General features: G+C 41.5%; 17 protein-coding genes. 15 read left to right on the forward strand and 2 right to left on the reverse strand.

Annotated features, from left to right (window positions below):
• Positions 1-5 precede the first annotated feature (5 nt).
• Both FHK89_RS01610 and FHK89_RS01615 read right to left on the reverse strand, forming a co-directional pair.
• Complete coding sequence (locus FHK89_RS01610; protein WP_230655954.1) at positions 6-1,445, reverse strand: efflux RND transporter periplasmic adaptor subunit; 1,440 nt, start codon at positions 1,443-1,445, stop codon at positions 6-8.
• A 311-nt stretch (positions 1,446-1,756) separates the two neighbouring features.
• Positions 1,757-2,779 (reverse strand): polyprenyl synthetase family protein, encoded by a 1,023-nt coding sequence (locus tag FHK89_RS01615; RefSeq protein WP_230655955.1) that lies wholly within the window; start codon positions 2,777-2,779, stop codon positions 1,757-1,759.
• Positions 2,780-2,985: 206 nt separating this feature from the next.
• Between FHK89_RS01615 and rplU the strand changes: the two genes are divergently transcribed.
• From rplU to nuoM, 15 genes are all read left to right on the forward strand, one after another.
• Positions 2,986-3,297 carry a 50S ribosomal protein L21 gene (gene rplU / locus FHK89_RS01620; RefSeq protein ID WP_230655956.1) on the forward strand — a complete coding sequence of 104 codons (312 nt, stop codon included), beginning with the start codon at positions 2,986-2,988 and terminating at the stop codon, positions 3,295-3,297.
• A 68-nt stretch (positions 3,298-3,365) separates the two neighbouring features.
• Positions 3,366-3,617, forward strand: a complete 252-nt coding sequence (rpmA, locus tag FHK89_RS01625) for a 50S ribosomal protein L27 (protein WP_230655957.1) — start codon at positions 3,366-3,368, stop codon at positions 3,615-3,617.
• A gap of 336 nt (positions 3,618-3,953) precedes the next feature.
• Complete coding sequence (gene lolA / locus FHK89_RS01630; RefSeq protein ID WP_442966543.1) at positions 3,954-4,634, forward strand: outer membrane lipoprotein chaperone LolA; 681 nt, start codon at positions 3,954-3,956, stop codon at positions 4,632-4,634.
• Between the two features lie 635 nt (positions 4,635-5,269).
• Entirely contained in the window at positions 5,270-5,899 is a 630-nt protein-coding gene (gene ndhC, locus FHK89_RS01635) for an NADH-quinone oxidoreductase subunit A (RefSeq protein WP_230656042.1), read from the forward strand.
• Positions 5,900-5,964: 65 nt separating this feature from the next.
• Entirely contained in the window at positions 5,965-6,633 is a 669-nt protein-coding gene (locus tag FHK89_RS01640) for a NuoB/complex I 20 kDa subunit family protein (RefSeq protein ID WP_230655959.1), read from the forward strand.
• Between the two features lie 117 nt (positions 6,634-6,750).
• Positions 6,751-8,529 (forward strand): NADH-quinone oxidoreductase subunit C/D, encoded by a 1,779-nt coding sequence (gene nuoC, locus FHK89_RS01645; protein WP_442966545.1) that lies wholly within the window; start codon positions 6,751-6,753, stop codon positions 8,527-8,529.
• A 112-nt stretch (positions 8,530-8,641) separates the two neighbouring features.
• The gene (nuoE, locus tag FHK89_RS01650) at positions 8,642-9,151 is read left to right on the forward strand and encodes an NADH-quinone oxidoreductase subunit NuoE (protein ID WP_230655960.1); all 510 of its coding nucleotides are present in this window, start codon (positions 8,642-8,644) and stop codon (positions 9,149-9,151) included.
• Positions 9,148-10,617 (forward strand): NADH-quinone oxidoreductase subunit NuoF, encoded by a 1,470-nt coding sequence (gene nuoF / locus FHK89_RS01655; protein ID WP_230655961.1) that lies wholly within the window; start codon positions 9,148-9,150, stop codon positions 10,615-10,617. Before nuoE ends, nuoF begins: the two co-directional genes overlap by 4 nt.
• Before the next feature lie 109 nt (positions 10,618-10,726).
• On the forward strand, positions 10,727-13,894 hold the full coding sequence (gene nuoG / locus FHK89_RS01660; RefSeq protein WP_230655962.1) for an NADH-quinone oxidoreductase subunit NuoG: 3,168 nt from the start codon (positions 10,727-10,729) through the stop codon (positions 13,892-13,894).
• 64 nt (positions 13,895-13,958) lie between these two features.
• Complete coding sequence (nuoH, locus tag FHK89_RS01665; RefSeq protein WP_442966546.1) at positions 13,959-14,939, forward strand: NADH-quinone oxidoreductase subunit NuoH; 981 nt, start codon at positions 13,959-13,961, stop codon at positions 14,937-14,939.
• A gap of 33 nt (positions 14,940-14,972) precedes the next feature.
• Entirely contained in the window at positions 14,973-15,521 is a 549-nt protein-coding gene (gene nuoI / locus FHK89_RS01670; protein WP_230655964.1) for an NADH-quinone oxidoreductase subunit NuoI, read from the forward strand.
• Positions 15,518-16,294 (forward strand): NADH-quinone oxidoreductase subunit J, encoded by a 777-nt coding sequence (gene nuoJ / locus FHK89_RS01675; protein ID WP_230655965.1) that lies wholly within the window; start codon positions 15,518-15,520, stop codon positions 16,292-16,294. Before nuoI ends, nuoJ begins: the two co-directional genes overlap by 4 nt.
• A 149-nt stretch (positions 16,295-16,443) precedes the next feature.
• On the forward strand, positions 16,444-16,743 hold the full coding sequence (gene nuoK / locus FHK89_RS01680; protein ID WP_442966547.1) for an NADH-quinone oxidoreductase subunit NuoK: 300 nt from the start codon (positions 16,444-16,446) through the stop codon (positions 16,741-16,743).
• Between the two features lie 4 nt (positions 16,744-16,747).
• Positions 16,748-18,622, forward strand: a complete 1,875-nt coding sequence (gene nuoL / locus FHK89_RS01685; protein WP_230655967.1) for an NADH-quinone oxidoreductase subunit L — start codon at positions 16,748-16,750, stop codon at positions 18,620-18,622.
• Position 18,623: 1 nt separating this feature from the next.
• Positions 18,624-20,303 (forward strand): NADH-quinone oxidoreductase subunit M, encoded by a 1,680-nt coding sequence (nuoM, locus tag FHK89_RS01690; RefSeq protein ID WP_230655969.1) that lies wholly within the window; start codon positions 18,624-18,626, stop codon positions 20,301-20,303.
• The last annotated feature ends 3 nt before the right edge of the window (positions 20,304-20,306 follow it).

Consider the following 20,306-nt stretch of genomic DNA (forward strand, 5'->3'; position numbering starts at 1 on the left):
CGCTCCTAGTTTGTTTGTGTTGTTGCTTTGCTATTATCTGTGGCGGAGCTACTCTTATTTTCGGGTGTTACTTTGTTTGCCTTTGGTGCAATAGGTCCTTGACCAGAAGTCGGTGCAACTTGACTAATAGGTGCTGTGCCTGCCTGTGCATGACTATCTTCTGGAGGCATTGGCTTAGCAACCACTTGTTGTTCTGGTTTGACTTTTGCCCCCCCCATAATCACCACTTTTTCACCAGATTTTAGTCCATCAGTGACAATCCACTTGTTTCCAAATGTACCATCTATGGTGACAGGACGAACTTGGATTTTACTATTTGCATCGACAATATAAACCTGGGCATCACCTTTAGGTGTACGCATAATGGCACTTTGGGGTAGCAAAACAGCATTATTAAGCACACCTTGGGTCAGTTTGGCAGTGACAAACATACCTGGAAGCAACAGGTTTTGTTCATTTGGGAAGATGGCTCTTAAGGTCACGCCGCCCGTATCAGCATTGACCTTGGCATCTATCAGTGATAGTTGCCCTAATACTGGATAAGTAGAATCATCTTCTAGCATTAGCTCAACAGTGCTATTACCTGCTTGCAGTTCACCTGTAGCTTGTTGTTGTTTTAGTTTGAGTAAATCGGCAGATGATTGGCTGATATCAACATATATAGGATTGAGTTGTTCAATCGTGACTAAAGGTTCTCCTTGACTGGCACTGACCAATGCACCTGCAGTGACATTCGAAAGTCCTGTTTTACCAGAAATAGGTGCACGTACAATGGTACGATTTAAATCAATGGTACTGGTATCGAGTTTGGCTTGGGCGGTGGCGGCGGCGGCTTGCGCACTACGTATATTAGCTTGAGCCTGATCAACGGCAGCTTGAGCATTGGCAACGGCAGCTTGAGCTGTTTTGTATTTGGTCACCGCTTGGTCGACTTGCTGTTGTGAGATGGCTTGAATCTCAAGTAATGGTTGTACTCTTTGTAGATCAACATAAGCTTGTTCTTGTAATGCTTGTTGTGAGCTAAGGTTTGCTAATGTACTATTATAACTGGCTTTTGCTGTATCAATATTAGCTTGAGCTTGCTGTAGAGCCGCTTCATTACCCACCCGTGCAGACTGGTAATTATCAATGTTAATACGATATAAAGGTTGTCCTTTTTCTACCATGCTACCTTCTTGAAATAAGACTTCGTCAATAATACCTGAAGCTTGAGGGCGTACTTCGGCACTCTGATAAGCAGCCGTTCGTCCAGCGAAGGTCTGCTGTATGGGGACTGGTTGAAACTGCACGGGCATCACATTGACCACACTTGGTGGCATTTGTTGTTGCGCTGCTGCTTGCTGAGCCGAGCTATCTTTTTTGTCACAGCCTACCAAGGTGAGACTGGTCGTGGTTAGGCTGATAGCGACAATGAAAGTCGCTAACAGAGTCTGGGTGTGTTTCATGCAAGTCCTCAATAAATAGCTGTATCTATACTTTATTATTTCTAATATGACAAAGTTAAAAAATAGGGGTTGAAGGGTAAAGTTAGTAAAAAGATTGTTCATTGTAAGCTATGGGGTATACCCCATAGTCAAGTGGAATAATAAGCTTAATTTTAATTATAGTAATTATATAAAATATTTTATTTGTATAAGTAACATAATGGCGCAACTATTACTGACTCTAGCATCGCTTAATGCTTAATATCTCTAAGTTATATTGCACTTTGGATCATCACTTAGACCAATTTTATTTAAAATATACTTTATTTTAGTTATAGCAAACGTGAGCTTGCCAGTTCAGTTAGTTGCCACAATCCTTGTAAATAGCAGTTATTATTATCTATAGGCAGTGCATCTAAAGCGGCTTGCGCCATGGCTGTTTCTTGCAGTGCCCGTTGTCGGCAATACTCTAATGCACCAGATTGTTGTACTAAATTAATAACAAAGTGCACATCCTCTGTTTTGCCTGTTTGTACAGCAATACGTAGGGTATTATAGTGCTCTGAGTTTTGTTGTTTAAGTATTTCTAATGCTTTGATGGTGGGTAGCGTTGGTTTACCCTCTGCTAAATCATCACCGAGATTTTTACCCATCACCGCGCTATCACCACTATAATCTAGCACATCATCTATAATCTGAAAGGCATTACCAAAGTGTTGTCCAAACTGTGCAAAAGCCTCCATAAGCTCTGGCTTATCATGCAAGATAGCTACCCCTTGAGTTGCCATCATAAATAAACGTGAGGTTTTACCATCAATAATACGTAGATAGTCGTCTTCTGTGGCATTGGGGTTATGTTGATGTTGGAGCTGTAATACTTCACCTTCAGCAATATCACACGTGCCATCGGAGAAAAGCTTGAGTAAAGGCAGACTATCAAATCCTACCAATAAATTAAACGCACGTGCAATTAAATAGTCACCAACTAATACCGCCGTGGCATTATCCCATGTGGCATTAGCGGTTGGTTTGCCGCGGCGTAGTCCTGATTCATCAATGACATCATCATGTACGAGAGTGGCAGTATGCAGCATCTCAGTAATGGCAGCTAAGTGCATGGCAGGCTTTGACTGCATATCAGCGCATAAGCGTGAACATAATAAGGTGATGAGTGGGCGCATACGTTTGCCACCAGCATCAATCACATGCTGGGAGACACTCATCACCAATTGAACTTTGGAATTGAGACTACCAAAGACTTGTTTATCCATGATAGCAAAATCTTGAGCGACGATAGATTGGATGTCTGCATAAGATAGGGTAGTAAGTGTTGTTGGTAAAGAAGAAGATGTCATGGAGGCTACTTAATTAATATGAATGATTATTATGGTGTTGTTTGCAATTTGCTATGTATGATAGCATAGCTCAAGATGGCAATCATCTCTTGCAATTATACTAAAAATTACGTAGAATCTCGCCTTTAATATTTTTCCCTGTCGTGTTCGTTAGAAAAGCGTTATCATCACGGTAACCACGGCACACGGGTTAAACGGAGTCTAAGATGTACGCAGTCATTAAAAGTGGTGGTAAACAACATCGCGTCACTAACGATGAAACGTTAAAAGTTGAGCTATTGAAAGCTGAAAAAGGCGAAACAATCAAGATTGAAGATGTCTTGATGGTTGTTGATGGTTCAGATGTCAAAATTGGTCAACCTATTGTAGAAGGCGCAAGCGTAGAAGCTGAAGTCATTGCACATGGTCGTGGCGAAAAAATCCGCATCATCAAGCACAGACGTCGTAAGCATTATCATAAAGAGCAAGGTCATCGCCAATGGTATACTTTGCTAAAAATTAAAGCAATTAACGCCTAATTTTATTTTAAAATGCTATTTGCTTTTGATGCATAAACGATAAGTCATATTTACAAGGAGATTTTCTCATGGCACATAAAAAAGCCGCAGGTTCGACTCGAAACGGTCGTGATTCAAATCCTAAAATGCTAGGTGTTAAAGTATTCGGTGGTCAAGACGTGGTTGCTGGTAACATCATCGTACGTCAACGTGGTACTGAATTCCATCCTGGTGTGGGTGTGGGTATGGGTCGTGATCACACGTTGTTTGCCCTAGTAGATGGTGTGGTTAAATTTGACACCAAAGGTAAATTCAACCGTCGTTACGTTTCTGTACAGTAAAATTTATGGTATGCACTATTTTATTTATAGCATTATGTATAATATAAATAGATATGTTGTATAGATAAATTTTAGCTATCACAAAAAGCCCCAGTCATAAATCTATGATTGGGGTTTTTTAATGTTGAATTTTTTTAATACTTTTCAGTATATTTTAAAAAAATAAAACGTCTGTCACCTTAATTGCCACTTAGATGCAGTGAGTTACAAGGCTGTAGTGTTGGTTGCAATTTAAGACTAGCGAGGCAATAAAAAAAGTGTCAAAATCTTTGCCATAAGTGATACAGCTCTAAGTAATATCATTTTTAATTTTTTAATAAGATTACAAGGATATACATGAAGATGAAGAAGATAAGCAAAGCCATTTTAGGAAGTGTGTTATCAGCATCAGCGCTATTTACTATACCAATGATGGTAGTGAGTCAAACAGCCAATGCCGCCGCCGCCGATAATATAACAGCTGCTAATCGCTTAAATGAGTTGCTCGCTAAAACCAAAAGTATGACTGCCAATTTTTCGCAAACCACACAAGGTGCAAGTAGTGCTTCTGGTGCAAAAAATGGTACTTTTTCTGGCAGTATGAGTGTACAAAGACCAAATCAGTTTCGTTGGGAGACCAAAGTACCTGCTGAGCAGTTAATTGTGGGTAATAGTAGTAGATTGTGGATTTATGATAAAGACATAAAGCAAGCGACGCGTCAAAATGTAGATAAACAAATGGGTAATACACCAGCGTTATTGCTATCTGGAGATCCTAATAAAATTGCTGATAACTTTAAAATCACTCAGCCCAATACTGGTAAGAATTATTATGTTTTGTACCCAAAAGCCAGTGATGCCAATTTTAAAAGCTTGGCAATTAGCTTTAATAAAAAGAAACCTGTGATGATGGTGTTAAATGATTCATTGGGACAGACAACATCTATTAAATTTAGTAATGTAAAATTAAATACCAATATTTCCAGTGCACAGTTTGCTTTTACCCCACCAGATGGTATTGATGTGATTAGCCAGTAGTTAGTAAAGTGAGTTAGTCATTTAGCAGCATTTTGAAAGCTAAATTTTTTGTAATAAAAAGTTTCGACTTGCTTTAGTTTCCATAGAAGATGTCTTCATTTTTACTCTGGGCAGGTTAAATTATCATGGTATTTATGTGGGTGTTTAGAAGTATAGATATTATCAATATCCCTAGTTATTTACATAACTTATGGTTGCTTAAGAAAATAAGCAACCATTTTTTATGTTTGTATATAATGGGGGTATTTGAGTCAAATTTATTTTTTCAACAAAAAAGAATTTCTTTAAGTTCTAATGAAGAACTAGCTTTTGTGTGGTAAAAAAAGTATAGTAGTGTCTCAAATTTATGCCAGTTATTGCTAGGATTGATGCTTTTGTAACATATTATCAACATATTATCTTTTACAAACTTATGTTTTAGATAGGGTTGATTTAAGATGTTGTGATTATGTGAGAGGCAAAAATCGTACTTTATAGCCAGCGAGTCATACACTTTGATGTATGGTGTATCTAACCTATATAGTGGGTTTTTTCTCTCCTATACGCACGCCTCTGCTATTACTGGTGCTGTCTTTAATTATCATGACTGATAACATCTTATTGCATCTTTAATGTCGTGAGGAGCACTTATCATGATGTCTGCCTTTAACTGGTCAGCCTTAGCGTTTATCCTAGCCGCAATTGGGCTGGTTATTTTTATGCTGGTTGTGCCTCGTCTTCTTGGTGGTCGCTCCCAAGGGCAACAAAAAGAAGAAATATTTGAGTCGGGTGTCGTGGGTGCAGGCAATGCACGTATCCGTTTATCTGCCAAATTTTATCTGGTTGCTATTTTCTTTGTTATTTTTGATTTAGAAGCACTGTATTTGTATGCTTATGCAGTCTCAGTACGTGAAGTGGGCTGGGCAGGGTTTATTACAGTCACTACGTTTGTGGTGGATTTATTGGTAGGATTAGTTTATGCCTTGAGTATTGGGGCTTTAAATTGGGCACCTGCTGATAAGCGACGTAAAAAAGAACGCCTATATGCTGCTCCAACAGGCTTTAGTTTGGCAGATATTACCAAATTTAATGGTATTGATGAGCTACATACTGATCCCACTGGAAAAGTACCAGCACAGTCTTCTGGACAAATTAATGTGTCTAATGACATCGAAGTCAATCGTGCCCATCTCAATAATATTGATCATATCAATACCACAGGTAATATTACTACGGTAGATTTTGCTACCCCAAACAATAGTAAGCCACGGCAATCACAGCAATAATTCGTATTCGTGACATTAATAGTGACATTAATAAATGCTTAGCCATTTTATGATAGGTGATAGTAATGAAATATACCTTAACTCGAGCCAACCCTGATGCCAATGCCTATCCTGCACAAACACGGCAGACAGTAGATGATCCGATTGAGTCAGAAGTCAATAAAAATGTATTTATGGGTAAGCTTGAAGAGATGGTAAATGCGTCAGCAAATTGGGGGCGTAAACATTCACTATGGCCATTTAACTTTGGTACATCTTGTTGTTATGTTGAGTACGCCACCACACTGACAGCAGTACACGATTTATCAAGATTTGGCGCAGAGGTGATTCGGGCTTCTCCTCGTCAGGCAGATGTGATGATTGTGGCGGGTACTTGTTTTATGAAAATGGCACCTGTAATCCAACGATTATATGAGCAAATGCTGGAGCCTAAATGGGTGATATCTATGGGTTCGTGTGCCAACTCTGGTGGTATGTATGATATCTATTCAGTGGTACAAGGGGTGGATAAGATTATCCCTGTGGATGTGTATGTACCGGGTTGTCCACCGCGCCCTGAAGCATTAATCCAAGCTTTAATGCTCCTACAAGAGTCGATCAGTAAAGAGCGTCGTCCGCTGGGAATTCATGTTAAAGATCAAGGCATTTATCAGCCACAGATGTTACCTGAGCGGGATCGCAAACAAGCTGATCGCATCGCAGTTAGAAATTTACGTAGTCCTGATAGTATTTAAGTACAGGACATTGCAAAAAAATAGTATTTAAACAGCAAAGATATTATAACCATCACTTGATGATGTGTAATAGATATTTAATTTAAGTGTTGACAAGGGATAGCCTTATTTATGGTTATGGACATGAACAGTCAAGGTAATCGTAGTGCAGACCCCCATTCTCTGCCAATGGTATTGCGTGAGCTTAACCATAAATTTGCTGGAAAATATGTTCAGCAAACAACGGCAGATGATATTCCGACTATTTGGGTAGGACGAGATATTGTTGTCAATGTACTCATGTTTTTGCGTACTTTACCAAAACCTTATGTGATGTTGCTTGATTTGTCTGCTATTGATGAGCGTTTGCGCCAACATCGTCAAGGCTTACCAGACAGTGACTTTACTGTGTTTTATCATTTAATGTCACTTGAGCGTAACTCTGATATTCGGGTAAAAGTGGCATTAAAAGAAGGTGATTTAAATACGCCAACAGCCACCAAGATCTGGCCAAATGCCAATTGGTATGAGCGTGAAGTATGGGATATGTTTGGCATTGTCTTTGATGGGCATCCACATTTAACCCGTATTTTATTACCAAAATATTGGGAAGGACACCCTCTACGTAAAGAATATCATGCACGTGCAACCGAATTTACTCCCTATTTTTTGAATGCAGCTAAGCAGCAGTTTGAGCAAGAAAACTTGCGTTTTGTACCTGAAGAGTGGGGTATGAAACGCTCGGGTCGTGATGAAGACTTTATGTTTTTGAACCTCGGGCCAAACCACCCCTCTGCACACGGTGCATTTCGCTTAGTACTACAGCTCGATGGTGAAGAAGTCATTGATTGTATTCCAGATATTGGTTATCACCATCGCGGTGCAGAAAAAATGGCTGAGCGTCAGACGTGGCATTCATTCATTCCTTATACCGATCGCATTGATTATTTGGGTGGGGTGATGAATGAGCTGCCCTATGTGATGTCGGTTGAAAAACTGGCAGGCATTAAGGTGCCTGATAGAGCACAAACCATTCGCATCATGATGAGTGAGTTTTTCCGTATCACCAATAACTTGTTATATTTTGGTACGTTTATTCAAGATGCTGGTGGTATGACGCCTGTATTCTATATGTTTACCGATCGCCAAAAAGCTTATGATGTGATTGAAGCAGTCACAGGTTATCGTATGCACCCTGCTTGGTTCCGTATCGGTGGTACAGCGCATGACTTACCTCGTGGCTGGCACCGTTTGGTGCGTGAGTTTTTGGACTGGATGCCAAAACGGCTTGATGAATATGTCAAAGCAGCGATGAAAAACTCAGTACTAAAAGCACGCACACAAAATGTTGCTCAATATGATGCCAAACAAGCATTGGCTTGGGGTGTTACAGGTGCAGGTTTACGTGCAACAGGTGTGGAGTTTGATCTACGTAAAGCACGTCCTTATATGGGTTACGAAAACTTTGATTTTGAAGTGCCCGTATTTTATAACGGTGATGCTTATGACCGCTGTTTGGTAAAAATTGAAGAGATTCGCCAGTCATTACGCATCATTCGCCAGTGTTTGGATAATATGCCCGAAGGTCCTTATAAAGCCGATCATCCATTGGCAGTGCCACCGCCAAAAGATCGCACATTAAATGATATTGAGACGTTAATTAATCACTTTATCTCTGTATCGTGGGGTCCTGTGATGCCCGCTGGTGAATCATCAATGATGGTAGAAGCGACCAAAGGTATCAATAGCTATTATATCACTTCAGACAAATCCACCATGAGTTATCGTACGCGCATACGCACGCCAACATTTGCGCATTTGCAGCAGATGCCGTCAGTGATTAATGGCAGTTTGGTTTCAGATTTGATTATTTATTTGGCGTCGATTGATATTGTGATGGCGGATACAGATCGCTGATATAAAAGAATTTTTTATATCGGTATTGGTTGCGCCATGTTCGTCGTTTTAGTGTAGTTATTACCTTTAGCTTAATTTATAAAAGAAAGTTTGCCATGAAAGGAAGGTTGTCATGAGAATTGTGACCGACAAAACCCCAAGTGTTGATGTGAGCAAAATTTTGACGGCACAAGAGATTGCAGGGATTCATGAATATATGCATCATTATCCGCAGTCACGAGCAGCTTCTTTAGATGCCCTAAAATTGGTGCAAAAGCGCAATGGTTGGGTTGATGATGCACAGGTCAATGCCATTGCCAATATTTTGCAAGTACCAGTGACTGATATAGAAGGGGTTGCTACCTTTTTTAATCGCATTTATCGTTCACCTGTAGGACGGCATGTGATCTTGATTTGTGATTCCATCGCTTGTTATTTAACTGGATATGAGGCACTTGCCGCTGAGCTAAAAAATCAGTTGGGTATTGAGTATGGTCAGACAACCAGTGATGGCAGATTCACTTTGTTACCGATATGCTGCCTAGGCAACTGTGATAAAGGGCCAGCGGTATTGATTGATGAAGACACTTATGGCCCTGTTCAGCCTGATGAAGTGGCACAATTATTGGAGCTATACGCATGAGTTTAACCGTCGCCGAACAGCTTACACAACGCCAGTCGGGTAAAGCCCCGAGCCAGCTTAATCGTCAACGTATCCCCATTTATGGTGATGCTGCCACTGCTACCATTGAGACCAAACCTTTGACATGGCGTTTGGCACATCATGATGCAGTGCTCGATTTACAGACATATGAATCTTTGCGAGGTTTTGAAGGTTTAAAAAATGCCTTAGCCAAAACGCCTAAAGAAGTGGGTGATATGATCAAAGCGGCCAATGTACGTGGTCGTGGTGGTGCAGGCTTTAATGCAGGTCTCAAATGGACATTTATGTCTCCACCAGATGGTGGCCCGCGTTATCTTATTTGCAATGCTGATGAAATGGAGCCGGGTACTTTTAAAGACCGCCTACTTATGGAGCGTCTGCCATTTCAGCTTATCGAAGGCATGTTAATTACTGCCTATGCCATTGGTGCAACTGCAGGTTACATCTTTATTCGTGGTGAATATATTTTGGCCGCTGAGCGTTTAATGCGTGCCATTGATGAATTATTGGCAAATAATCTGTTGGGTGATCATGTTTTAGGTTCTGATTTTAGTTTTGATTTGCATGTACATACGGGCGCAGGACGTTATATTTGTGGTGAAGAGACGGCATTGATTAACTGTTTAGAAGGTCGCCGTGCCAATCCTCGTACCAAGCCACCATTTCCACAGATATCAGGAGCTTGGGGTCGTCCAACCGTGGTTAATAACGTTGAAACTCTCAATAATATGCCAGCGATATTGATCAATGGTGTGGATTGGTATCAGAATTTGCCAAAGAGTGTTGGACGCAGTGAGACACCTGGGACTAAGATTTTTGGTTGCTCAGGCTTGGTAAATGATCCAGGGTTATGGGAATTACCATTTGGTTATAGCGCGCGCAATATCATTGAAGATTTTGCTGGTGGTATGAAAGAGGGGTTAATTCTTAAGGCATGGTTGCCAGGTGGGGCATCAACCGACTTTTTAACCCCTGAACATTTAGACACACCCATGGATTTTGACGCCATTCAAAAAGCAGGTAGTCGTATGGGTACTGGGCTGATTATGGTGGTCGATAAAAACCAAGATATGGTGGCATTGTTACGTAATTTAGAGACATTTTTTCAGCGAGAATCTTGTGGTTGGTGCACACCTTGTCGTGATGGACTACCTTGGGGCGTAAAAATCTTAACTGCCATCGAAAAGGGTCAAGGGCAGATGGGAGACATTGATAAGCTACAAGAACTGACTCGTAACTTATGGCTTGGTAAGACATTTTGTGCGCATGCGCCTGGTGCAATGGAGCCTTTGATGAGTGCGCTTAAATATTTTCGCCCTGAGTTTGAAGACAAAATACTTCAGGCAGTTGTACCGCGAGAAGCACTCAAAAGCAGTGATACTTCGATAGTCAATGAGGCGTTAATAGCGTCGGAATTGGTCGCTGAGAGTTTGGCAAAGCAGTAAAACATAGTAAGCAAAACAATATTTGTGATTTATAGTATTAGACACACCATAAAATAACAGGGTTACGTCTAAGTCAGAATGACAAATTTAGATAAACAGAGAGATGCAAATGGCAGTCATTCATATTGATGGAAAAACAGTTGAAGTCGATGGTGCAGACAATCTATTGCAAGCGTGTCTGTCATTAGGCATTGATGTGCCTTATTTTTGTTATCATCCTGCCCTAGGCTCAGTTGGGTCGTGCCGTCAGTGTGCGGTAAAGCAGTTTAATAATAAAGAGGACATGGAGTCTGGACGTGGTCGATTGGTGATGTCATGTATGGTCGCACCAACTGATGATATGTATATTTCAATTGATGATAAAGAAGCCAAAGCGTTTCGGCAGTCAATTGTTGAGTTTTTGATGACCAATCACCCCCATGATTGTCCTACTTGTGAAGAGGGTGGACACTGTCATTTGCAAGACATGACTTATATGTCTGGGCATAATCGTCGTCGTTATCGCTTTACCAAACGTACACACCAAAACCAAGAGCTAGGGCCTTTTATTGCCCATGAGATGAACCGTTGTATTGCTTGCTATCGTTGTGTGCGTTTTTATAAAGATTATGCAGGTGGTGAAGATCTGGGCGTCTATGCGTCTAACAATCGTGTCTATTTTGGTCGTGATAAAGATGGACAGTTTGAAAGTGAATTCTCGGGTAATTTAACCGAAGTTTGTCCCACAGGTGTATTTACCGACAAAACCCATTCAAGCCGCTATAACCGTAAATGGGACATGCAATATGCGCCAAGTATTTGTCATGGTTGTTCTGCTGGCTGCAATATTTCACCAGGTGAGCGCTATGGCGAGCTACGCCGTATTGAAAATCGCTACAATGGTGAGGTGAATCGTTATTTCCTTTGCGATTTAGGACGGTTTGGTTATGGTTATGTCAATCGTGATGATCGTCCGATTCAAGCCTTAGAGCGTATCAATGATAAACACGTAAAAATCAATATTGATTATGCTTTAGATGAAGCCATTAAGCGTTTGCAAGGTAAGCGGGTGATTGGTATTGGATCACCACGAGCCAGTTTAGAGACCAATTTTGCGCTAAAAAAACTGGTGGGATTTGATCGTTTTTCAACAGGATTAAATACACAGCAACAGCAGTTGGTAGATAAATGTATTGAGATTTTATCTACCGAAAATATCCGTAATCCAAGCATGACTGACATCGAAAAGCATGATGCAGTATTGATATTGGGTGAAGACATTACCCAAACCGCTTCCAGAGTGGCTTTGGCAGTGCGTCAAGCAGCCAAAAATAAAGCTGTTGCCATGGCAGCTGCCCTAAAAACACAAGAGTGGCTAGCCGAGCCTGTGCAGCGCATTGGACAAAAAGAATATAGCCCTGTGTATGTGGTTGATGTGGTGCAAACCAAACTTGATGATATTAGTAAAGTCAGCTGTGTGGCAACACCGGAAGACATTATTAAACTGAGCTATGCCATTGCCGATGCCATTACAAACTTAGCAGACGATATTGAAGATATTGAGCCACCAACAGCAACCTCAGAGACACAAACTACTGATCCTCACCATGATATGGCTCAGCAAAGTGAGTTGACGGCTACAAACGCAGCAGATGATCACGCTCAACAAGCGCAATCACAAAAAAATCAGTCGCAAGATGCCATGAGTTCATTAGCCAAGCAAATTGCGTATGATTTAGTAACAGCTAACCAACCATTGGTAGTCTCAGGGACAAGTTTATTTAATGTTACCCTAATTGAAGCGGCTGCTGCAATTACGCAAGCATTAACCAATAAGCGAGAGAAGATTAAGGCAACTGAGCTTGAACATATTGAAGTGCATAATGCACGTGTGCGGGCGCAACAACAGCAGCCAGCAGAAGATAAAGAGTTAGGTGCCAAACCTACTAAGCCAGAGATTGGTACAGATAAGCAGAGCCATGTAGAGCGTAAGCCTGATGAAAAGCTGGAGCTGAAACAAGAAAATACTGCTTATAAACAGCAAGCCAGTATTTATCTCACCGTTCCTGATGCCAATAGTATTGGGGTAAGTTTGCTTGGTGGGCAGCCAGTAGAGAGCTTATTAGCCAGTGATTATGATGTGGTGGTGGTGGCAGAAAATCAATTAACCGATGCGCTTAGTGTCGAGAAATTGGCACAAATATTAGAAAATAAAACGGTGATAGCTTTGGATCATCAGTTTTTAGGTTGGCATCAATTTGTGGATTTGGTGCTACCTGCGGCAAGTTTTGCTGAAGCAGATGGGACATTGGTATCAGCGGAAGGTCGAGCACAAAGATTCTTCCAAGTTTATGACAGCAGCTACTATCACCCGATGAGTAGTATTAAAGAAGGTTGGCGTTGGTTACATGCCATCGAATGTAGTTTGGCTGGAATACCGATTGACTGGACACAGCTAGATGATGTCATCGATGCCTTAATTACTACCCATCCACAACTGCAAGGCATCAAACAAGCGGCGCCAAATGCTGACTATCGTATTTCTGGATTAAAGATTGCACGTGAACCTCGTCGCTATTCAGGTCGGACAGCAATGCGTGCGCCCATTTCTGTGCATGAACCAATGCAGCCAAAAGATGTCGATACAAGCTTGACCTTCTCGATGGAGGGTTATACAGGTGATAAAACGCCAAGCTCAATGATTCCATTTGCATGGTCAGCAGGGTGGAACTCACCACAAGCATGGAATAAATATCAAGATAAAGTAGGCGGTCACTTAAAACAAGGCGATCCAGGTGTGCGTTTGTTTGATTTACTGCCCGATGAGCAGCGTCTGCCCAAGCGAGAATATGTCGCACCCGAGCCAAGCTATCCTATAAAAACCAGTATTTTCCAAGGTCGCGCAAAACTTGTGCCTGTATACAATATTTTTGCTAAGTCAGCGATGGCAACACGCAGTCCCTTGATTGCTGCACAATTACCAACGGCTGTCTTTACCATTGCCGCAGAAGATGCCGCTTTTTGGCAAGTGGCGGAAGGGGATTGGTTAGCCATTGCAACAGATGGTATTCGTATTGAGTTACCTGTGCATATTGTTGATTATTTAGCTGAAGGTTGTATTGGTTATCCTGTCGGACAAGTTCCAATTATTCATCCTAATTTACCCGCTTCAGTCACAAAAATAGATCCACCCGTACAACAAGAGCCAAGCGAAGTGTTGGCATCTGAGTTGACGAGTGAGCATGAGAATATGCTGCATAACTCATCGCAGTCATCAGTGACGACGCAGGAGGTATGACATGCAAGTAACTCGTATTATTCCTGATGTACCCACATTTTTGGCAGGTAGCCTAAGCTATGAGATGTGGTCAATCCTTTTTATGGTTGCTCAAGCATTGGTCATTTTTTTGGTCATTGTGCTGGTGGCGGCGATGATGATTATCTATGAGCGGCGCATGTTGGCGTTATGGCAAGACCGTTATGGTCCGAATCGTGTTGGGCCTTTTGGCTCATTACAGTTAGTAGCAGATATGCTCAAAATCTTCTTTAAAGAAGACTGGACGCCAAAATTTACTGATAAGTTCATGTTTACCTTAGCACCTGCCATTGCCATGTTTACGGCATTGGCATCGTTTGTCATTATTCCAGTGTCACCAACGTTTGGGGTGGCAGATTGGGATATTGGTATCTTGTTTTTCTTTGCGATGGCAGGTATGGCAGTGTATGCGGTGATGTTTGGTGGTTGGGCGTCTGCCAATAAATACTCATTACTTGGTGGGCTACGTTCTGCTGCGCAAACTATCAGCTATGAGGTATTTTTGGGATTGTCATTGATGGGTGTGGTGGCATTGACTGGATCTTTTAACCTACGAGCAATAGTAGAAGCACAAGCAGGTGGTTTTTGGAATTGGAACTTTTTTCCACAAATATTGGGATTTTTGACTTTTGTGGTGGCTGGCGTTGCTGTTACTCACCGTCACCCTTTTGATCAGCCAGAAGCAGAGCAAGAGCTTGCTGAAGGGTATCATGTTGAATATTCGGGTATGAAGTTTGGTATGTTCTTTATTGGTGAGTATGTCAATGTGGTGTTGATTTCTGCATTGATGACTTGTCTGTTTTTTGGAGGCTGGATGCCACTTATTGATACAGGCTTTACCATATTACCCCCTGCTTTTTGGTTTATGATTAAGACGTTATTTTTTATGACCATGTTTGTATTGGCGAGGGGGTCATTGATGCGCCCACGCTATGACCAAGTGATGAACTTTGGTTGGAAGGTGTGTCTGCCTGTTACTTTAGTAAATTTGCTGCTGACCGCTGCGGTTATTTTGATGACCAATTAATCAAAAGACAGCGTCCCCAAGGAGAGAATGAATATGTTAAAAACCTTGAAAAAAACGGTCATTGGTATTTTTACCATTATCCGCTCAATGTGGATGGTCAATAGTCATGCCCTACGACCTCGGGATACCATTTTGTATCCTGAACAGCCTGTTCCTGTGCCACCTAGATTTCGTGGACGCATTGTGTTAACTCGAGATCCAGATGGGGACGAGCGTTGTGTGGCATGTAACTTGTGTGCGGTAGCATGTCCTGTTGGTTGTATCTCATTACAAAAAGCAGAGCGTGAAGACGGACGTTGGTATCCAGAATTTTTCCGTATTAATTTTTCTCGTTGTATTTTTTGTGGCATGTGCGAAGAAGCCTGCCCCACAACAGCGATTCAAATGACGCCCGATTTTGAGCTAGGTGAGTATGTGCGTCAAAACTTGGTGTATGACAAAGAGCATCTGTTGATTTCAGGTCCAGGTAAATATCCTGATTATAACTATTATCGAGTAACTGGTATGGCGATTGCTGAGAAGCCAAAAGGAGAAGCGCAAAATGAAGCGCCTCCAGTAGACTTAAGGAGCTTATTACCATGACCTCCTTTTTACATATGTTTGATAATGCCTCTATGGTTGGCTTTTATGCCTTGGCATTGGTGGCGATTATTGCCAGTTTGCGTGTGGTTATTCATGCCAATCCTGTGCATGCCATTTTATCGATGATAGTGTCTTTATTGGCAGTGGCAGGCATCTTTTTTATCTTAGGTGCACCATTTGCAGGTGCATTAGAGATCATTGTTTATGCGGGCGCTATTTTAGTGCTGTTTGTGTTTGTGATTATGATGCTCAATCTGGGTATGGCAAATGAAGCACGAGAAAAGCGTTGGTTATCAGCGCAAACTTGGGCGTTGCCAACGGGTTTGGCATTAGTTATTGCGTTGGTATTATTTTCGATGATTGGTTTGGGTACACAAAGTGAGCACGCAGGTGAATCAGCAGCCGTATTGACTGGGGCCACTGTATCTGCAGCAGAGGTTGGTATTAGCTTGTTTACTCAATATTTGTTATTAGTTGAAGTGGCGGCAATGCTTTTGTTAGCAGCTTTGGTGGCTGCTTATCATTTGGGTAAAAAAGCATTAGATGATGAGAACTTTAGCCATAGTAGCCAGCAGTTTCAGCCTTCAGTTGGTAGTATTCATGAATACGATGATAATGATGCAACCAATGCAGTAGAAATGGCAGAGCCTTATGTTTATCACTCTGTTGATGCACAGCAGTTTAAAGATAAACACAATGCTGCCAACAGCATTGATGATATTAATAAAACTAAAAACCTTGACGTATCCTCATCTGCACAGGAGAGACGTTAATGGCACAATCTGAATTACAATTATCCAATGATGCTGCTACAGCTACAGAGGCACCGTTTTCACATGTAGAGCTGGGGCAAGATGTGGCGATACAGCAACAAATAAGTGTGCCACCTCAACCAGTAGCAGCACCTGAAATCCTAACAACCATACCTGTGGGGCATGGTCTGGCATTAGCAGGTATATTATTTGCTATTGGACTGGCTGGGGTGATGGTGCGGCGTAACTTTTTGTTTATGCTGATGAGTCTTGAGATTATGATGAATGCTGCTGCGTTAGCCTTTGTTGTGGCAGGTAGCCGTTGGGTGAGTCCTGATGGTCAAGTGATGTTTATATTTATTTTAACCCTAGCGGCAGCAGAAGCGTCGATTGGACTGGCAATATTATTGCAGTTTTATCATAAGCGTGGTCATTTAGATGTCGATAGTGCCAATGAGATGAAAGGATAATGCCATGAGTTTATTACCATTGACCTTTATATTTCCGCTCATTGGCTTTTTAATTTTAGCCAGTATGCGTGACCGTCTGAGCCAAAATACTGCTCGTTTAATTGGTGTGGGTAGTATGGGGCTTAGTGCTTTAGCTGCGCTGATTGCTTCAGTGAGTTTTTTAACCTCACAACCAGCAGGCACAGTGATTAATATACCGTTATGGACTTGGATGCAAGTGGGGGATTTTGCCCCAGCATTTGGTTTGAGTTTTGATGGTTTGGCATTGACGATGACCGGGGTGATTACCGGTGTTGGCTTTTTAATCCACCTGTTTGCTTCATGGTATATGCAAGGTGAAACAGGCTATGCTCGCTTTTTTAGTTATATGAACTTGTTTGTCGCCAGTATGTTGTTATTGGTGTTGGCAGACAATTTATTATTGCTATATCTTGGCTGGGAAGGGGTGGGGATTTGTTCCTATCTATTGATTGGCTTTTATTATCATGAGCGTGCCAATGGACGAGCGGCTATTAAAGCCTTTACTGTAACCCGTGTGGGTGATGTGTTTTTAGCATTTGGCTTGTTTTTGTTGTTCCGTGAATTTGGTACTTTGGGTATTCAAGAAATTATTACCCAAGCACCTGCTATGTATGAGGTGAATAATCCTGCGTTGATATTGGCGACCACCATGTTAGTAGGTGGTGCAATGGGTAAATCAGCACAGATTCCACTACATACATGGCTTGCTGATGCCATGGCAGGTCCAACACCTGTTTCGGCTTTGATTCATGCGGCAACGATGGTAACAGCGGGTGTTTATTTGATTGCACGTATGCACCCTGTATTTATCCTTACACCCGGTATTTTATTGTATTGGGTGGGGGCTGTTGGTGCGATTACATTGGTAGTGGCTGGTTTTTGTGCTTTAGCGCAGACGGATATTAAGCGTATTTTGGCATATTCTACCATGAGTCAAATTGGTTATATGTTTTTGGCATTAGGCGTTGGCGCATGGCAGGTAGCGATATTTCATTTAATGGCACATGCTTTCTTTAAAGCCTTATTGTTCTTATCTTCTGGTGCGGTGATTATTGCAACTCATCATGAGCAAAATATCTTTAAGATGGGTGGACTACGCAAAAAGATACCTTTGGTATTTTGGAGTTTTATCATTGGTGGTGGGGCATTAGCCGCCGTACCATTGGTCACTATTGGCTATTATTCTAAAGATGCCATCTTGTGGGAAAGCTATGCCGCTGGACATCAAGCTTTATTTTTCATGGGTGTGTTTGGGGCATTTTTGACTTCGCTGTATACCTTTAGAATGATTTGGTTCACCTTTTTTGGTGAAGAAAAAACCCATGCACATAAGTTATCAGGTTTGTCTTATCAGATTCCATTAGCGGTGTTATTAGTGCTATCCACATTTGTAGGTGCATGGATTACACCCCCTCTACAAGGTGTATTACCTGAGAGTGTGGGTCAGGTGTTAGAAATGGCAGGTGAGGCGCATGGTAAACATACTGCTGAGCTGATTGCTTTAGCGTGTTCATTGGCAGGTGGTGTCTTGGCTTATTTGCTTTATGTGGTCAATGCTGGAAGATTATTGGCACGTTTTAAAGCTTCAAGTATTGGTGGTGCAATCTATTATTGGTGCTATCACGGTTTGGGCTTTGATGCGTTGTATGATTGGATTTTTGTCAAACCCTTTTTATTCATTGGACGTTTATTAAAGTCCGATCCAGTGGACAAGATATGGAATGTATTGCCCATGCTAGCCTCAATTGGAAACAAAGCGATGGTAGCGACACAGTCAGGCTCGTTACGTGGTTATGCTGCCAGCTTTGGGCTAGGCATGGCTGTATTATTAGTGCTTGTAATGATGACGGTGGTATAAGATGACTCAATTACAGCTTTCTTGGATATTGCCGACACTCATTGCAGTGCCTTTTATTGCAGGTCTATTGTGCTGGCTGGTTGAAAAAATCAATGAACGCCTACCACGTTGGGTTGCTTTGATTGGTATGATTATCACCTTTATATTGTCATTAATATTATGGCAACAAGGTGGATTTGCTGGAATGAGTCAGCATACTTATGCAGTGAGTGATGGGCTACCTTGGTTTGCGCAGTTTGACATGCCTTGGATTGAGAGTATGGGCATTCGTTTCCATCTGGCATTAGATGGTTTGTCACTATTGATGGTGGCTTTAACAGCACTGCTTGGTATTATGGCAGTGGGTTGCTCATGGAATGAAATTCAACGCCGTGTTGGATTCTTCCACCTCAATCTATTGTGGAGTTTGGGTGGGGTTATTGGTGTATTTTTAGCTATTGATCTATTTTTATTCTTCTTCTTTTGGGAGATGATGCTGGTACCCATCTACTTTTTGATTGCCATTTGGGGACACAATATTGTTGGTGGTAAAACCAAGGAATATGCAGCAACAAAATTCTTTATTTATACCCAAGCCTCTGGTTTGATTATGCTTATTGGTATATTAAGTTTGGTGATTATCAATTACCAATATACCCATCAGGTTAGTTTTAACTATAACGATCTATTAGGTACGCCACTTGGTGATTGGGAATATCCCATCATGCTGTGCTTTTTTATTGGCTTTGCCGTTAAGCTACCTGTGATGCCATTTCATGGTTGGTTACCTGATGCACATGCACAAGCACCAACTGCTGGTTCAGTGGATTTGGCAGGTATTTTGATTAAGACAGCCGCTTATGGTTTGCTGCGCTTTGTGTTGCCGTTATTTCCAGTCGCTTCACAGGAGTTTGCACCAATTGCAATAACCTTAGGTACGATTGGTATTTTCTATGGTGCATGGCTTGCTTTTGTGCAAACGGATCTAAAGCGTCTATTGGCATATACCAGTGTGTCGCACATGGGTTTTGTGGTTTTAGCAATTTATGCAGGTACTTTAATCAGCTTACAAGGGTTGATGGTACAAATGTTAGCGCACGGCTTGTCTTCTGCGGCGTTATTTATTATGGCAGGTCAGCTTTATGAGCGTTTGCACACCCGTGATTTACGAGTGATGGGCGGTATGTGGGGACAGCTACGTTATTACCCTGCTATTTTAATGTTCTTTTGTGCCGCACTACTTGGCATACCAGGTACGGGTAACTTCGTTGGTGAGTTCATGATTTTATTGGGCGCATTTGAGATTTATCCTTTATTTGTCATATTAGCAACCTTTAGTTTGGTATGGGCAGGCTTGTATTCTTTGATACTCATTTACCAAGCTTTATTTGGTAAACCGGCAAAATTTGAATCTGCTGAGAATTTAGAAGGATCGCAAGTCGCTTTGGCAAGTTCTGCTCATGATGACGAGCCACAGTTACAAACACAGACAGCCACACATGCTACGGTGAAATCACGCCGATTATTGTATGATTTAAACAAACGTGAATTGGCATTATTATTGATTTTGGCAGCAGGATTGGTTTGGTTAGGATTGTTTCCACAACAAGTTTTAGATGTTTCAAGTCAAAGCATGCAATGGATTAATGATGCTTATGTTAATCAGCAAGTGATGACATTAACCGTCGGGGAGGGACGTTAACTC

This window comes from Psychrobacter sp. I-STPA10 (assembly GCF_021012795.1).
Lineage (GTDB): Bacteria > Pseudomonadota > Gammaproteobacteria > Pseudomonadales > Moraxellaceae > Psychrobacter.

Bases quoted from the DNA above. Each gene is read 5' to 3' on its own strand.
- FHK89_RS01640 (WP_230655959.1), top strand. From the start codon at position 5,965: ATGAAATATACCTTAACTCGAGCCAACCCTGATGCCAATGCCTATCCT.
- rpmA (WP_230655957.1), top strand. From the start codon at position 3,366: ATGGCACATAAAAAAGCCGCAGGTTCGACTCGAAACGGTCGTGATTCA.
- nuoL (WP_230655967.1), top strand. From the start codon at position 16,748: ATGAGTTTATTACCATTGACCTTTATATTTCCGCTCATTGGCTTTTTA.
- nuoF (WP_230655961.1), top strand. From the start codon at position 9,148: ATGAGTTTAACCGTCGCCGAACAGCTTACACAACGCCAGTCGGGTAAA.
- rplU (WP_230655956.1), top strand. From the start codon at position 2,986: ATGTACGCAGTCATTAAAAGTGGTGGTAAACAACATCGCGTCACTAAC.
- nuoM (WP_230655969.1), top strand. From the start codon at position 18,624: ATGACTCAATTACAGCTTTCTTGGATATTGCCGACACTCATTGCAGTG.
- nuoJ (WP_230655965.1), top strand. From the start codon at position 15,518: ATGACCTCCTTTTTACATATGTTTGATAATGCCTCTATGGTTGGCTTT.
- nuoC (WP_442966545.1), top strand. From the start codon at position 6,751: ATGGACATGAACAGTCAAGGTAATCGTAGTGCAGACCCCCATTCTCTG.
- FHK89_RS01615 (WP_230655955.1), bottom strand. From the start codon at position 2,779: ATGACATCTTCTTCTTTACCAACAACACTTACTACCCTATCTTATGCA.
- ndhC (WP_230656042.1), top strand. From the start codon at position 5,270: ATGTCTGCCTTTAACTGGTCAGCCTTAGCGTTTATCCTAGCCGCAATT.
- lolA (WP_442966543.1), top strand. From the start codon at position 3,954: ATGAAGATGAAGAAGATAAGCAAAGCCATTTTAGGAAGTGTGTTATCA.
- nuoI (WP_230655964.1), top strand. From the start codon at position 14,973: ATGTTAAAAACCTTGAAAAAAACGGTCATTGGTATTTTTACCATTATC.
- nuoH (WP_442966546.1), top strand. From the start codon at position 13,959: ATGTGGTCAATCCTTTTTATGGTTGCTCAAGCATTGGTCATTTTTTTG.
- FHK89_RS01610 (WP_230655954.1), bottom strand. From the start codon at position 1,445: ATGAAACACACCCAGACTCTGTTAGCGACTTTCATTGTCGCTATCAGC.
- nuoG (WP_230655962.1), top strand. From the start codon at position 10,727: ATGGCAGTCATTCATATTGATGGAAAAACAGTTGAAGTCGATGGTGCA.
- nuoE (WP_230655960.1), top strand. From the start codon at position 8,642: ATGAGAATTGTGACCGACAAAACCCCAAGTGTTGATGTGAGCAAAATT.